This is a genomic window from Streptomyces sp. NPDC050504, from assembly GCF_044458065.1.
GTDB lineage: Bacteria > Actinomycetota > Actinomycetes > Streptomycetales > Streptomycetaceae > Streptomyces.
The window spans coordinates 644,309-657,771 of the sequence record NZ_JBITHO010000002.1 but is presented as its reverse complement, the minus strand read 5'-3'; the positions used below and the strand labels follow the sequence as shown (position 1 = coordinate 657,771).

Sequence of the window (13,463 nt, the reverse complement as noted above, 5' to 3'; positions counted from 1 at the left end):
GGACACCCTCATCGCCATGGGCGGCGCCTTCCTCGCCGCCGCCTTCCTCGCCCGTCTCGGCGGCCGCATCGGCCTGCCGACCATCCCGCTCTTCATCCTGGCCGGGATCCTCCTCGGCCCCCACACGCCCGGGATCGTGCTCGTCTCCGACCCGCACGAGCTGGAGATGCTCTCCGCGCTCGGCCTGGTCCTGCTCCTCTTCTACCTGGGCCTGGAGTTCCACCTCGACGACCTCAGGACCGGCGGCCGCAAGATGGCGCTCGCCGGCGGCGCCTACCTCGCGCTGAACGTCGGCGCGGGCCTCGCCTTCGGCTTCGCGATGGGCTGGGGGACCTCCGAGGCGCTGGTGCTCGCCGGGGTGCTCGGCATCTCCTCGTCCGCGATCGTCACCAAGGTCCTGGTCGACCTGGGGCGGCTCGGCAACCCCGAGACCAGACCCGTCCTCGGCATCATCGTGGTCGAGGACGTCTTCCTGGCGCTCTACCTCGCCGCCCTCCAGCCGATCCTCTCCGGCGCCGACAGCCTCTCGGCCGCCGTGCTCGACGCGGGCAAGGCGTTCGGCTTCCTGCTGCTGCTCGCGCTCGCGGCCCGCTACGGCACCCGGGTCGTGAGCCGCCTCATCAACACCAAGGACGACGAGCTGCTCGTCATCTCCTTCCTCGGCGCGGCCGTCTTCGTCGCCGGGGTCTCGGAGTGGTTCGGCGTCGCGGACGCGATCGGCGCGTTCATGGTCGGCCTGATGCTCGGCAGCACGGCGTCGGGCGACCGGATCCGCACGCTGGTCCACCCGCTGCGGGACGCGTTCGGCGCGATCTTCTTCTTCGCGTTCGGCCTCTCCATCGACCCGGGCGACCTGCCCGTCGTGCTCTGGCCGGTGCTCGCCGCGGTGGCCGTGACGCTCGCGATGAACGTGCTGGCGGGGCTCGCCGCCGCGCGGGTGTACGGCTTCGGGGCGGGGCCCGCCGCGAACATCTCGACGACGCTGCTGGCGCGCGGCGAGTTCGCGCTGATCCTGGCGACCATGGCGGCGGGCGCGGGCCTCGACTCCAGGCTCTCGCCCTTCATCGCCGGGTACGTCCTGATCCTCGCGGTGCTCGGGCCGCTGGCCGCCGGGCGCGCGCACTGGCTGGCGCGGCTGCTGCCGGGCGGCCGGGACGGCGGGGGCGACGGGGGCGACGGTTCGGACACGGGTGCTCCGCAATCCACCCGTACCGGCGAAGTGACCTCCGTCGGTTGACGCGGCGGGCGGCGAACGGGGGGATCAGGCCCGGCGGCTGATCAGGAGCAGCGCGCGGTCGTCGTTGACGTCCTTGGCGCACGCCTCGATCAGGTGCCAGGCCGCCCCCTCGAATCCGGTCGCCACATAGCGGTCGGCCTCGCCCGTGAGCCGGTCGATGCCCTCGGCGATGTCCCGGTCGGCGGCCTCGACCAGGCCGTCGGTGAACAGCATCAGCACGTCGCCGGGGCGCAGGGTGCCCTTGACCGGGTGGAACTCCGCCCCGTCGTACACCCCGAGCAGCGGACCCTCGGCGTCCATCTCCTCCCAGCGGCCGCTGCCCGCGTGCAGTTGGAGCGCGGGCAGGTGGCCGGCCGAGAGCAGTTCGTAGTCCCCCGACTCCAGGTCGAGGACCAGGTGGATCGAGGTGGCGAAGCCCTCGTCCCAGTCCTGGCGCAGCAGATAGCCGTTGGCCGCGGGCAGGAAGCCGTGCGGCGGCAGCGAGCCGAGCAGCCCGCCGAAGGCCCCGGACAGCAGCAGCGCGCGGGAGGCCGCGTCCATGCCCTTGCCCGACACGTCGGTGAGGACGACCTCCAGGGTGCGTCCGCCGTTCGTCCTGGCCGCCACCACGAAGTCCCCGGAGAACGACTGCCCGCCCGCCGGGCGCAGCGCCATCTCGCGGTGCCAGGCGCCGGGCAGCCTGGGCAGCGCGCTCTGCACCCTGATGCGTTCGCGCAGGTCGAACAGCATGGTGCCGCCGCGCCGCCAGGGCACCCCGACGCGCGCCCTGAACTGCGCGATGAGCAGCCCGAAGAAGCCGCAGGCCGCGACGGTCAGCACCGTGCCGGGGGTGACCGTCGGCGCCCCTTCGGTGTACGGGCCGAGCTTGACCGACTCCACGATGAGCGCGACCGCGGCCGCCGCGTACAGGCCCAGCAGGCTGGCCGGGCGCAGCAGCAGTCCGCCCGCGACGATCGGCAGGACGAGCGCGGTGGGCGCGCACCACACGGGCGTCGCGAGGGTGGCCAGGGTGATCGCCGGGATCGTCAGCAGCAGCCCGGCGAACGCGATCCAGTCGGAGCCGTCGCCCCTGAAGTAGTCGACCCCGGACTTGCGCACGGCGACGCGGGCCCGGTGCAGCGCCCTGCGCGTCCGGGCCTTGAAGGAGTCTGTCGCAGCACCTTTGGCCATTGCGGGGACCTTATCCACCCCTAGGCCGTCCGTGCAGGGGTACCCCCGAGACATTGCGTTCGAAATCGGGTCGCTTCATCTACGTACCCCCTGATAGGGATGGCATATGACAACAGAGCTGCGGGTGCTGGAGCCGTCCGAATGGAAGCCGTGGTACGCCACGCTGGAGCGCGCCTTCGGCGGGGTGCCCGAGGCCGACGAGGAGAAGGAGCTCTGGGAGGCGCTGACCGAGCCCGAGCGCTCGCTCGGCGTCTGGGACGGCGCCGAGTGCGTCGCGACGGCCGGGGCCTTCTCCTTCCGGATGACCGTGCCCGGCGGGGCGCTGCTGCCCGTCGCCGGAGTGACGATGGTGGGCGTCGCGGCGACGCACCGGCGGCGCGGACTGCTCACCTCGATGATGCGGCGCCAGCTCGACGACGTGCGCGAGCGCGGCGAGTCGGTGGCCGTGCTGACCGCGTCCGAGCCCGCGATCTACGGGCGCTTCGGGTACGGGATCGCCACGCAGCAGATGTACGTGGAGATCGACACCGTGCGCACCCGGCTGAACGTGCCCGACGGCACCGACGCGGTGCGCGTGCGGTACGCGGACCCGGGCGATCCGGCGGTGCGCGCGGCGACCGAGGAGGTGTACGCGCGGCAGGTGGCGCGGCGCCCCGGGGCGTTCGCCCGCACGCCGGGCTGGGAGGCGCTGCCCTTCCTCGACCCGCCGGGCGAGCGCGGGGGCGCGTCGCCGCTCCAGTGCGTGCTCGCGGAGCGGGACGGGGAGGTCGTGGGGTACGCGCTGTACTCCGTGAAGCCCGAGTGGGCGCTGGGCTCGCCCGACGGCACGGTGCAGGTCTCGGACCTCGACGCGCTCGACCCGGCGGGGTACGCGGCGCTGTGGCGCTTCCTGTGCTCGGTCGACCTGACGGCCCGGGTCTCCGCGCGGAACCGGCCGTCGGACGACGCGGTGCAGCACCTCGTCTCCGACGTGCGGCGGGCCGGGCTGCGGCTGCGGGACTCGCTGCACGTGCGGCTCGTGGAGCTGGGCGCGGCGCTCCAGGCGCGGACCTACCGGACGCCGGTGGACGTGGTCCTCGACGTCGAGGACGCGTTCTGCCCGTGGAACGCGGGGCGGTGGCGGCTGAGCGGGGACGCGAAGGGGGCGTCGTGCGAGCGGACGTCCGACGCGGCGGACCTCGCCCTGTCGGTACGGGAGTTGGGGGCGGCGTACCTGGGCGGGGTGTCGCTCTCGTCGCTGGCCGCGGCGGGGCGGGTGCGGGAGGTTCGGGAGGGGGCGCTCGTCGAAACGGCGCGGGCGTTCGGTTCCGACGTGGCGCCCTGGCTTCCGCACGGCTTCTGACGGAGCCGTTCGCCCCGGGGGGGGGCGGGGTGCCGGGCGGCGCGGGTTCCCGTTGCACGGGGCGGGCGCCTTTCGCCTGCGGCGGGCAGCACCCCACCCCGCCCCTTCCCGAAACCCTGCGGGGCCCTGCGGGGCAGTGGGTACGTTGCGCGTGTGCCCCACCCTCGCGCCGTTCCCCGCGCCCCTTAAAGGGGCGCGGGGAACGGCCCGCGCGGCGGAACCGCGGTCCGTCTCAGGGTTGTTGGCAGCTCGGGCACCAGAAGAGGTTGCGGGCCGCCAGGGGGGCCGTGCGGATCTCCGTGTGGCAGATCAGGCACGGGAGGTTCGCGCGGCGGTAGACGTACACCTCGCCGCCGTGGTCGTCCACGCGGGGCGGCCGGCCCATCGCCTCGGGCGTGTGCTCGGGGCGGACCGTGTCGATGCGGTTGAGGCGGACCCCCTCCGCCATCAGCCCCACCAGGTCCGTCCAGATCGCGTCCCACTCGCGCCGCGTCAGGTCGCGCCCCGCGCGGTAGGGGTCGATGCCGTGGCGGAACAGGACCTCCGCGCGGTAGACGTTGCCGACGCCCGCGACGACCTTCTGGTCCATGAGGAGCGCCGCGACCGTCGTGCGGGAGCGGGAGACGCGGGCCCACGCCCGCTCGCCGTCGTCGGCCGGGCGCAGCGGATCGGGGCCGAGGCGGTCGTGTATCGCGGCCTTCTCGCCGTCCGCGAGCAGCGCGCACGTCGTGGGTCCGCGCAGGTCCACGTACGCCTCGGGGTTGGCGAGCCGCAGCCGGACCGTGTCCGTGGGCGGCGGCACGGGCGCCCCGCCGAAGTTCACCTTGCCGAACAGGCCGAGGTGGATGTGGACCCACTCGTCGCGCGGGAAGCCGAGGAAGAGGTGCTTGCCGTGCGCCTCGGTGGTCTCCAGGACCGAGCCGTCCAGCAGCGCCGCCGAGTCCGCGAACTTGCCCTGCGGGCTGCTCGCGCGAACGGGCCGGCCGCCGAACCGTTCCCGGTAGTCGGCGGCCAGCCGGTGGATGGTGTGCCCTTCAGGCATCGGGCGTCAGGCGTCCTGCTGCGGGTGGTGGGCCGGGATCGGGGGCAGCTCGCCGGTCGTCTCGTACGCCGAGAGCATCTCGATGCGCCGGGTGTGGCGCTCCTCGCCGGAGTACGGCGTGCTCAGGAAGATCTCGATGAACTTCGTCGACTCCTCGACGGTGTGCATCCGGCCGCCGACCGCGACGACGTTGGCGTCGTTGTGCTCGCGGCCGAGCGCGGCCGTCTGCTCGCTCCAGGCGAGGGCGGCCCTGACGCCCTTCACCTTGTTCGCGGCGATCTGCTCGCCGTTGCCGGAGCCGCCGATCACGATGCCCAGGGACTCCGGGTCAGCGGCCGTCCTCTCGGCGGCGCGCAGGCAGAACGGCGGGTAGTCGTCCTGGGCGTCGTAGATGTGGGGACCGCAGTCGACGGGCTCGTGGCCGTGGGCCTTGAGCCACTCCACGAGGTGGTTCTTGAGTTCGTAACCGGCATGGTCGGATCCGAGGTACACGCGCATGGTTCCGAGTGTGGCACGGCGATCTCCGGGTAGCGGTCAGCGGGGTCGGGCCCCAGCCTGGAGCCGGGCCCCGTACAACGATCCGGAAACGGGGTCTTTCGTCCCAAGCCGGTCCCGGGTTCCCATGTACGGGCTCGTCACCCGAGCGACTCGAACACGTAAGGAATCGTCCATGACCTCGCAGCCCACCCTTGCGAAGGAAGGCGGTACGGCCGGAGACCCCGGTAATCCGCAGCCTTCCGGCGGTCTCCAGGCCGGTCTCAAGAACCGTCACCTCTCCATGATCGCCATCGGCGGTGTCATCGGGGCCGGCCTCTTCGTGGGGTCCGGATCCGGCATCGCCGCCGCTGGCCCGGCGATCCTCCTCTCGTACGCGCTCGTCGGCGTCATGGTCGTCTTCGTGATGCGGATGCTCGGTGAGATGGCCGCCGCGCGGCCGACGTCCGGCTCCTTCTCCACCTACGCCGACCAGGCGCTCGGCCGCTGGGCCGGGTTCTCCATCGGCTGGCTGTACTGGTTCTTCTGGGTCGTCGTGCTGGCCGTCGAGGCGACCGCGGGCGCGGTGATCCTGGAGGGCTGGATCCCGGCCGTGCCGCAGTGGGCCTGGGCGCTCATCGTGATGGTGGTGCTGACCGCGACGAACCTCGCGTCCGTCTCGTCGTACGGCGAGTTCGAGTTCTGGTTCGCCGGGATCAAGGTCGTGGCGATCGGCGCGTTCGTGGTGATCGGCCTGCTCGCCGTGTTCGGCGTGCTGCCGGGCTCGGACAACCCGGGGGCCGGGTTCGCCCACCTGACCGATTCCGGGGGCTTCTTCCCCAAGGGGTACGGGGCCGTCCTGACCGGTGTGCTGATGGTCGTCTTCTCCTTCATGGGCAGCGAGATCGTGACGCTGGCCGCGGGCGAGTCCGAGGACCCGCAGCGGGCCGTGACCAAGGCGACGAACAGCGTGATCTGGCGCATCGCGGTCTTCTACCTGGGCTCGATCTTCGTCGTGCTGACGCTGATGCCGTGGGACTCCCCGGAGATCGTGAAGGACGGCTCGTACGTCGCCGCGCTCAACTCGATCGGCATCCCGCACGCCGGGCAGGTCATGAACGTGATCGTGCTGACGGCCGTGCTGTCCTGTCTGAACTCCGGCCTGTACACGGCCTCCCGCATGGCGTTCTCGCTCGGCCAGCGCGGCGACGCGCCGAAGGCGTTCGCGAAGGCCAACGCGCGGGGCGTGCCGACGGCGGCGATCCTCGCGTCGGTGGCCTTCGGCTTCGTCGCGGTGTACTTCAACTACGCCTTCAAGGACACGGTCTTCACCTTCCTGCTGAACTCCTCCGGCGCGGTCGCGCTGTTCGTGTGGCTGGTGATCTGCTGCACGCAGCTGCGGATGCGCGGGATCATCCTGCGCGAGTCGCCGGAGAAGCTCGTCGTGAGGATGTGGCTCTTCCCGTACCTGACGTGGCTGACCATCGGCATGATCACCTTCGTCATCGGCTACATGCTCTACCAGGGCGGTGACGCCCGCGAGCAGGTGGTGCTCTCGCTGGCCGTGGCGGCGCTGGTCATCGTGGTCGCGGTGGTGCGGGAGCGGACCGGGGCCGGTCGCGGTCCCCTGGACGGGGATCAGAGCGGCGTGAAGGACTCCGTCACCAAGTCGTAGGTGCGCAGGGCCAGGGGCTCGGTGGCGGTCTCGTACCAGATGTTGATCTGGTACGACTTCCCGCCGGAGTTGAAGCCCAGCTGGCGGCCCTTCCAGGGGGTGGCGTCCTGCTCGTCCTTGAGGAAGGCGTACTCCCAGACGATGGCGGGGCCGCCCCGGAAGGTGGTCCGCTCCAGGCGGATCCTGCGGTAGCCGGGGACGTCGTGGGAGCCCCGTTCGAAGTTTTCCCACTGCGGCAGGAGATCGCCGCCTCGTGCGAGTGCGTACGAGGCGGCGATCTCTTTTGTGCCGTCGGGCGAGTGGTAGTGCACGTTGGACGGGCTCTTGGCGCTGCGGGTCCAGCCGGGGGGCGGGGCCCAGGAGAAGCCGGTCTCGTTGCGGGCGCCTGGCGCCTGCGACGCGCCGGTGGGGGGCGGGGTCGAGGCCGGGGGTGAGGGTGAGGCTGAGGCTGGGGGTGAGGACGGGGTCGGGGACGGGGTCGGGGGTCGGGCGGTGCCCGCGACGGTCGGGGCGCGGGAGGCGCCGGCTTCGGGGGTGGAGGCGGGAGTGGGAGCGCTCGGGTCGTCGGCGGTGAGGGCCAGCACGACGGCGGCGGCGGCGGCCGCGGCTGCGGCGGTGAGGGCGAGGGCGGCGGTCAGGAGGGGCCGGGGACGACGGGGCTGGCGGGGCTGGCGGGGGGATTGAGTGCGCAGGGGGTGGGTGGGGGTCGGGTCGGGGGCGGGGGGCTTGGGGGCGGCGGGTCCGGTGGGGCCAGTGAGGGTGGTGGAGGCCGCAGGTCCGGTGGGGGCGGTGGGTTCGCCGGGTCCGGTGGGGGCTTCGCGGGCGGGGGTCAGGGGCGTGGTGTCGGGGTCGCGCGGGGGTGCGGGTCCCTCCCGCTCCCCGGGGCCCGGCGCGGGCTCCCCCGGGTCGTCCGCGTCCGAACGCGGCTGCGGCGCCGGGGCTTCCGGGGACGGGCCCCCGGCCAGTGGGGTCGCCAGTGGGGTCAGCGCCTCCGCCAGCGCTTCCAGCGTGGGCCGGGACTCCGGGGGCTTCAGGAGGAGCGCCGCCAGGACGGGGGCCAGGGGTCCCGCCTCCTCCGGGATCTCCGGCTCCTCGTACAGCACCGCGTGCAGCGTGGCGAGGGTCGTCGCGCGGGAGAACGGGGACCTGCCCGCCAGCGCCGCGCACAGCGTCGCGCCGAGCGACCAGAGGTCGGACGGCGGGCCCTGGGGCCTGCCGCCGACGCGCTCGGGCGCCATGTAGTCGGGCGAGCCCACCAGCATCCCGACCGCCGTCAGCTGCTGCGCGTCCTCCATCGCCGCGATGCCGAAGTCCGTGAGGACCACCCGGCCCGTCGGGCCCAGCAGGACGTTGCCCGGTTTGATGTCCCGGTGCAGCACCCCCACCGCGTGCACCTCCCGCAGCGCGGCCGCCAGCCCGAGGCCGATGCGGGCCGCCTCCCGCACCGAGCGGGGGCCGTCCGCCGCGATGACCTGTTCGAGGGAGCGGGACCGCACCAGCTCCATCACGATCCACAGCCGGTCGCCCTCCTGCACCACGTCGTAGACGCGCACCACGTTCGGGTGGTCGATCCGCGCGGTGGCCCGCGCCTCGCGCATGGTCCGCTCGCGGCGGATCCGGCTGTCCTCCACGTCCAGGCCGTCCATCCGCATTTCCTTGATCGCGACGGCGCGGTCCAGTACGCGGTCCACCCCGCGCCACACCTTCCCCATTCCTCCCTGGCCAATTGCGGAGTCCAGCCTGTAACGGTCGGCCACAAGCATTCCCCGAACCCCACCGCGCCCACGTCCATCGAATTGCCCCGGCATTTACTCCCACCTCCCGGAACCCGAAGAATTCCCCCACGACCAGGAAAGACAACTGAACTTATCGCGAGGAAAGCATAGTTCGACGGAATCTTGTGGAACCCTTTCCTGACCGGCGCAATCCGACGCCACAAGGGGGTTGGGAAATGCACAGCAAACGTTCTGGGTCACCCATTGGGTCGTTGGTCGCCACATTAATGTCGGCGTTTTTGATCCTTCTCTTCGTGCCTTTCGGATCGGCCTCGGCCGACGATCCGGCGCCGGGCAGCGGCCAGGGCGGAAAGCCGGGTCCCTCCGCGCCTCCCGGGCTCAAGGTCACCACCGAGCTGCCGCAGCGGATCGAGGTGGACAACAAGACGGGGAAGACCACCCTGAACGCAAAGGTCCGCAACGGCGGCACGAAGGCCAGCGGCCCGGTCACGCTCTCCGTCGTCGGCTTCGACGGGCTGCGGATCGACGCGGTCGACGGGTGCGTGCGGATCCCCGGGGCCCGGCTGCCCAAGGGCTCCAACAGCGGGTTCGCCTGCGTCCTGGACAACCTCGCGGCCGGCAAGGACCGCTCGTACGCGGTCTCGGCGACGTACGACCTCAAGAAGACCGGCAAGATCTGTCTGCCCGTCACCGTCGGCACCACCGAGCAGCTGATCTGGCAGCAGGGCCCGGTCGCGTTCGGTACGACGTCGCCGACGCCCAACGCCCCCGACACCCCGCTGCTGCTGGGCACCGAGAACGTCCCGTTCGGACCCGACCGGAGCGCGAAGCCCGCACCGCCGAAGCCGGGCGCGCTGCCGTCGACCGGCGCGCCGGACGGCACGCTGCCGCTCGCGCTCGCCGCGGCCGGTCTCCTCGTGCTCGGCGCCGCCGGGGTCTGGTGGACCTCCCGGCCCCGCAAGGACCGGTAGGAGGATCGGCGGACGGAAGTAAACCTGACGGACCCTGTCAGGTTTGAGCGGGAAGCTCTCCGTGTCAGACAGCACGACGACCTGGACGGGGAGCTTTCCCATGAGCGGCACCAGCGGCACGAGCGACACGAGCAGCAGGACCGGCACGGCGGGCACGCGCGGTACGAGTGAGCACGCTGACGGGCGGACGGTGGTGCTCCGCGCGGGCGACGCCGGGTACGCGGACGAACTGGCGGGCTTCCAGACCGGGTTCGTCCAGCGGCCCGACGCCGTCTTCGCGGTCACCGACGCCGAAGGGGTGCGCGCGGCCGTCGCGTACGCCGCCGGGCGCGGCCTGCCCGTCGGCGTGCAGGCCACCGGGCACGGGCTGCCGGGCGCGAGCGAGGGCGGGGTGCTGATCTCCACGCGGCGGATGGACGCGGTGCGCGTCGACCCCGCGACCCGCACCGCGCGCATCGAGGCGGGCGCCCGCTGGGGCCGGGTCGTCGAGGCCGCCGCCGAGCACGGCCTCGCCCCGCTGAACGGCTCGGCGCCGAGCGTGGGCGCCGTCTCGTACACGCTCGGCGGCGGGCTCGGGATCATGGCGCGGCGCTTCGGCTACACCGCGGACCACGCGCGGGCGGTGGAGTTCGTGGCCGCCGACGGGCGGCCGCGGCGCGTGACCCCCGGCAGCGACCCCGAGCTGTGGTGGGGGCTGCTGGGCGGCGGCGCCAACCTCGGCGTGGTCACCGCGATCGAGGTCGGCCTCGTGGAGGTCCCCCGGCTGTACGGCGGGATGCTCCGGTTCGACGGGGCCGAGCACGGCGAGGAGGTCGTACGGGGCTACCTGGCGTGGACCGAGGGGCTGCCCGACGCGGTCTCCTCGACGCTCTCCTCCCTCGTCCACCCGGACCTGCCCGTCCTCCCGCCGCACCTGCGCGGGCGCCACGTCGTCTCCGTGCACCTGACGTTCACCGGGAGCGCGGCGGAGGGCGAGCGGCTGGTGGCGCCGCTGCGCGCGCTGGGGACCGTACTGAACGACGAGCTGCGCGAGATGCCGTACACCGACTCGCACACCGTGCACAGCGACCCGCCCTTCCCGCACGCCTACCTCGGCGACGCCGTGGCGCTGGGCGCGCTGGACCCGGACGCGGCGGTGCGGGCGCTGGAGCTGACCGGGCCCGGGGCCGGCTCGATGCACGTGCTGAAGATCAACCACCTGGGCGGGGCGCTGTCGGCGGAGCCCGCGGCGCCCAACTCCGTACCGCACCGGGAGGCGCGCTACTCGCTGCTGGTGCTCTCCCCGCTGGAGGGCACGGACGCGGCGGCCGTACGGGCGGTGCACGCGGAGGTCTTCGCGGGGCTGGCCCCGCACGTGCTGGGACGGCTGCTGAACTACGCGTTCGGGGGCGGGGAGCACGGGACCGAGGGGCTGTACGGGGGCCCGGAAGCGCGGAAGAGGCTCGCCGGGCTGAAGTCGACGTACGACCCGGCGAACCTCTTCAGGCGGAACTACAACATCGGCCCGGGGGCCGGCGGCTCCTGAGGCGTCAGCCCCGGCGCCCGAGGAGCTTCCACGCGGCGGGCAGCGCGCCCATCGCCAGCGCGGCCTTGAGCGCGTCGCCGATCAGGAACGGGGTGAGCCCGGCCGCGACCGCCGCGCTCAGCGACATGCCGGTGGACGCCGCGAGGTAGGGGACGCCGACCGCGTACGTGATCGCGGTGCCGACCGCCATCGTGCCCGCCGTCCGCAGCACCGAGCGGTCGCCGCCGCGCCTGGCGAGCTCGCCGACCGCGGCCGCTGCCAGCATCATGCCGATGACGTAGCCGAAGGAGGCGCCGCCCCAGCCCGAGGTGCCGTTCGCGAACCACGGCACGCCCGCCATGCCGACCAGCGCGTACAGCGCGAGCGAGAGCAGGCCGCGGCGGGCCCCGAGCGAGGTGCCGACCAGCAGCGCGGCGAAGGTCTGGCCGGTGACCGGGACGGGCGAGCCGGGGACCGGGACGGCGATCTGGGCGGCGATGCCGGTGAGCGCGGCGCCGCCGACGACCAGCGCGATGTCACGGGCGCGGGCGGCCGGGAGGAGGTCGGCGAGGACCGCTCCGGAGCGGGGGGCGTTGATCGAGGCAGTGCTCATCGGGACTCCGCGGTGGGGACTGGGGACGGTGGGGACGGTGAACACCGTGACGTTAGTCGAAGGCCCCGCCGCGATCACCGTCAGCCGTCCACAAAGCGGACGTCGGGCGGTTGGTGGAGTGTTCACAACTGTCACCCCCACACCCCTCCCCCGCGTGACGCTCGTCACTGGAGGTGGCGCCACGAGTGATCGTTTTTGCGGAGGCGGGAGGGAGAGGGGGAGACTGTAGGTTCCCCATAACTCTCAGAGTGACGAGCACCGACGCACATGCACGACGCGACCACCGCCCCCGAACCCCTCGCCCACGGGTTGAAGCAGCGCCACCTGACCATGCTGGGCCTCGGCGGGGTGATCGGCGCGGGGCTCTTCGTCGGCTCCGGCGCGGGCATCGCGGTGGCGGGCCCCGGCATCGTCGTCTCGTACCTGCTGGCGGGCGCGCTGGCGATGCTGGTGATGCGGATGCTCGGGGAGATGTCGGCCGCGATGCCCGCGTCGGGCTCGTTCTCGGTGCACGCCGAGCGGGCGCTGGGCCGGTGGGCCGGGTTCAGCGTCGGCTGGCTCTACTGGTTCCTGCTGGTCGTGGTGCTCGCCGTGGAGGCGACGGCCGCCGCGCAGATCGCCCACGGCTGGGTGCCTGCGGTCGCACAGTGGGCCTGGGTGCTGGTCTTCATGGTGGTCTTCACGGCGGCGAACCTCACCGCGGTGAAGAACTTCGGCGAGTTCGAGTTCTGGTTCGCCGCGCTCAAGGTCGCCGCGATCGTGCTCTTCCTCGTCCTGGGACTGCTGGCGGTCTTCGGGCTGCTGCCGGACACCGACCCGGTCGGCCTGACCAACCTCACGGGTCAGGGCGGCTTCCTGCCGAACGGCTGGGACGGCGTCGTCTCGGGCGTGCTCACGGTGGTCTTCGCCTTCGGCGGCCTGGAGGTCGTGACGATCGCGGCCGCCGAGACCGACGACCCGGCGCGCGCGGTGGGCCGGGCGGTGCGCAGCGCGGTCTTCCGGATCCTCTTCTTCTACGTCGGCTCGATGCTGGTGATCGTGACCGTGCTGCCGTGGACCGCGCAGAAGGCGGGCCTGAGCCCGTACGTGACGGTGCTGGACGAGATCGGGGTGCCGTCCGCCGGGCAGATCATGAACATCGTGGTGTTCGTGGCGCTGCTGTCGGCGCTCAACGCCAACCTGTACGGCTCGTCCCGGATGGTCTTCTCGCTGGCCGAGCGCGGGGAGGCGCCCAAGGGGCTGCTGAAGGTGGCAGGCGGCGGGGTGCCGCGGCGGGCGGTGCTGGCGTCGGTGGCGTTCGGCTTCGTCTCCGTACTGCTCAATCTGAAGTGGCCCGACACCGTCTTCCTCTACATGCTCAACTCGGTCGGCGCGGTGCTGCTCTTCGTGTGGGGGCTGATCGCGGCCTCGCAGCTGCGGCTGCGGCGGCGGATCGAGCGCGAGAGCCCGGAGCTGCTGACGCTGCGGATGTGGGCGTTCCCGTACCTGACGTGGGTGACGCTGGCGGGACTGGCGGCCGTGCTGGTGCTGATGCTCCTCGACGACGCGGCCCGGCCGCAGGTGCTGTGGTCGGCGGGGGCGACCGGACTGGTGCTGCTGGTGTCACTTGTGCGGGAGATGTGCACGAGTCGTACGTGATTCTTCACGTTGTGTAAGTCGAATGTCCGTATACCGGTCAGCTGTTCCCTGTGAGCGGTGA

11 protein-coding genes are annotated in these 13,463 nt (G+C 72.8%); 6 read left to right on the top strand and 5 right to left on the bottom strand.

Annotated features, from left to right (window positions below):
- The first annotated feature begins 16 nt into the window (after positions 1-16).
- Positions 17-1,237 carry a cation:proton antiporter gene (locus ACIBNE_RS08785; RefSeq protein ID WP_399271270.1) on the top strand — a complete coding sequence of 407 codons (1,221 nt, stop codon included), beginning with the start codon at positions 17-19 and terminating at the stop codon, positions 1,235-1,237.
- 24 nt (positions 1,238-1,261) lie between these two features.
- Here ACIBNE_RS08785 and ACIBNE_RS08780 read toward each other — a convergent pair whose 3' ends face one another.
- Positions 1,262-2,407, bottom strand: a complete 1,146-nt coding sequence (locus tag ACIBNE_RS08780) for a PP2C family protein-serine/threonine phosphatase (RefSeq protein ID WP_399270754.1) — start codon at positions 2,405-2,407, stop codon at positions 1,262-1,264.
- Between the two features lie 106 nt (positions 2,408-2,513).
- On the opposite strand from ACIBNE_RS08780, the gene ACIBNE_RS08775 reads away from it, so the two are divergent.
- Entirely contained in the window at positions 2,514-3,749 is a 1,236-nt protein-coding gene (locus tag ACIBNE_RS08775) for a GNAT family N-acetyltransferase (protein ID WP_399270753.1), read from the top strand.
- 232 nt (positions 3,750-3,981) lie between these two features.
- Here the strand turns inward: ACIBNE_RS08775 and ACIBNE_RS08770 are convergent, their stop codons facing one another.
- Both ACIBNE_RS08770 and ACIBNE_RS08765 read right to left on the bottom strand, forming a co-directional pair.
- Positions 3,982-4,791, bottom strand: coding sequence for an Fpg/Nei family DNA glycosylase (locus tag ACIBNE_RS08770; protein ID WP_399270752.1), 810 nt, complete (start codon positions 4,789-4,791; stop codon positions 3,982-3,984).
- A gap of 6 nt (positions 4,792-4,797) precedes the next feature.
- Positions 4,798-5,289, bottom strand: a complete 492-nt coding sequence (locus ACIBNE_RS08765) for a ribose-5-phosphate isomerase (RefSeq protein WP_399270751.1) — start codon at positions 5,287-5,289, stop codon at positions 4,798-4,800.
- 172 nt (positions 5,290-5,461) lie between these two features.
- On the opposite strand from ACIBNE_RS08765, the gene ACIBNE_RS08760 reads away from it, so the two are divergent.
- Positions 5,462-6,940, top strand: a complete 1,479-nt coding sequence (locus ACIBNE_RS08760) for an amino acid permease (protein WP_399270750.1) — start codon at positions 5,462-5,464, stop codon at positions 6,938-6,940.
- Here the strand turns inward: ACIBNE_RS08760 and ACIBNE_RS08755 are convergent.
- Positions 6,904-8,703: a protein kinase gene (locus ACIBNE_RS08755; RefSeq protein ID WP_399270749.1), complete on the bottom strand. Its 1,800-nt coding sequence runs from the start codon at positions 8,701-8,703 to the stop codon at positions 6,904-6,906. The two genes, ACIBNE_RS08760 and ACIBNE_RS08755, sit on opposite strands and share 37 nt — an antisense overlap.
- Before the next feature lie 266 nt (positions 8,704-8,969).
- On the opposite strand from ACIBNE_RS08755, the gene ACIBNE_RS08750 reads away from it, so the two are divergent.
- Positions 8,970-9,647, top strand: a complete 678-nt coding sequence (locus ACIBNE_RS08750; protein WP_399270748.1) for a hypothetical protein — start codon at positions 8,970-8,972, stop codon at positions 9,645-9,647.
- Between the two features lie 100 nt (positions 9,648-9,747).
- Positions 9,748-11,172 carry an FAD-binding oxidoreductase gene (locus tag ACIBNE_RS08745; RefSeq protein ID WP_399270747.1) on the top strand — a complete coding sequence of 475 codons (1,425 nt, stop codon included), beginning with the start codon at positions 9,748-9,750 and terminating at the stop codon, positions 11,170-11,172.
- A gap of 4 nt (positions 11,173-11,176) precedes the next feature.
- On the opposite strand, the gene ACIBNE_RS08740 is transcribed toward ACIBNE_RS08745, so the two are convergent.
- Complete coding sequence (locus ACIBNE_RS08740; protein ID WP_399270746.1) at positions 11,177-11,764, bottom strand: biotin transporter BioY; 588 nt, start codon at positions 11,762-11,764, stop codon at positions 11,177-11,179.
- A gap of 267 nt (positions 11,765-12,031) precedes the next feature.
- Between ACIBNE_RS08740 and ACIBNE_RS08735 the strand changes: the two genes are divergently transcribed.
- Positions 12,032-13,402, top strand: a complete 1,371-nt coding sequence (locus ACIBNE_RS08735) for an amino acid permease (RefSeq protein ID WP_399270745.1) — start codon at positions 12,032-12,034, stop codon at positions 13,400-13,402.
- Positions 13,403-13,463 lie beyond the last annotated feature (61 nt).

Bases quoted from the DNA above. Each gene is read 5' to 3' on its own strand.
- ACIBNE_RS08785 (WP_399271270.1), top strand. From the start codon at position 17: ATGGGCGGCGCCTTCCTCGCCGCCGCCTTCCTCGCCCGTCTCGGCGGC.
- ACIBNE_RS08780 (WP_399270754.1), bottom strand. From the start codon at position 2,407: ATGGCCAAAGGTGCTGCGACAGACTCCTTCAAGGCCCGGACGCGCAGG.
- ACIBNE_RS08775 (WP_399270753.1), top strand. From the start codon at position 2,514: ATGACAACAGAGCTGCGGGTGCTGGAGCCGTCCGAATGGAAGCCGTGG.
- ACIBNE_RS08770 (WP_399270752.1), bottom strand. From the start codon at position 4,791: ATGCCTGAAGGGCACACCATCCACCGGCTGGCCGCCGACTACCGGGAA.
- ACIBNE_RS08765 (WP_399270751.1), bottom strand. From the start codon at position 5,289: ATGCGCGTGTACCTCGGATCCGACCATGCCGGTTACGAACTCAAGAAC.
- ACIBNE_RS08760 (WP_399270750.1), top strand. From the start codon at position 5,462: ATGACCTCGCAGCCCACCCTTGCGAAGGAAGGCGGTACGGCCGGAGAC.
- ACIBNE_RS08755 (WP_399270749.1), bottom strand. From the start codon at position 8,703: ATGCTTGTGGCCGACCGTTACAGGCTGGACTCCGCAATTGGCCAGGGA.
- ACIBNE_RS08745 (WP_399270747.1), top strand. From the start codon at position 9,748: ATGAGCGGCACCAGCGGCACGAGCGACACGAGCAGCAGGACCGGCACG.
- ACIBNE_RS08740 (WP_399270746.1), bottom strand. From the start codon at position 11,764: ATGAGCACTGCCTCGATCAACGCCCCCCGCTCCGGAGCGGTCCTCGCC.
- ACIBNE_RS08735 (WP_399270745.1), top strand. From the start codon at position 12,032: ATGCACGACGCGACCACCGCCCCCGAACCCCTCGCCCACGGGTTGAAG.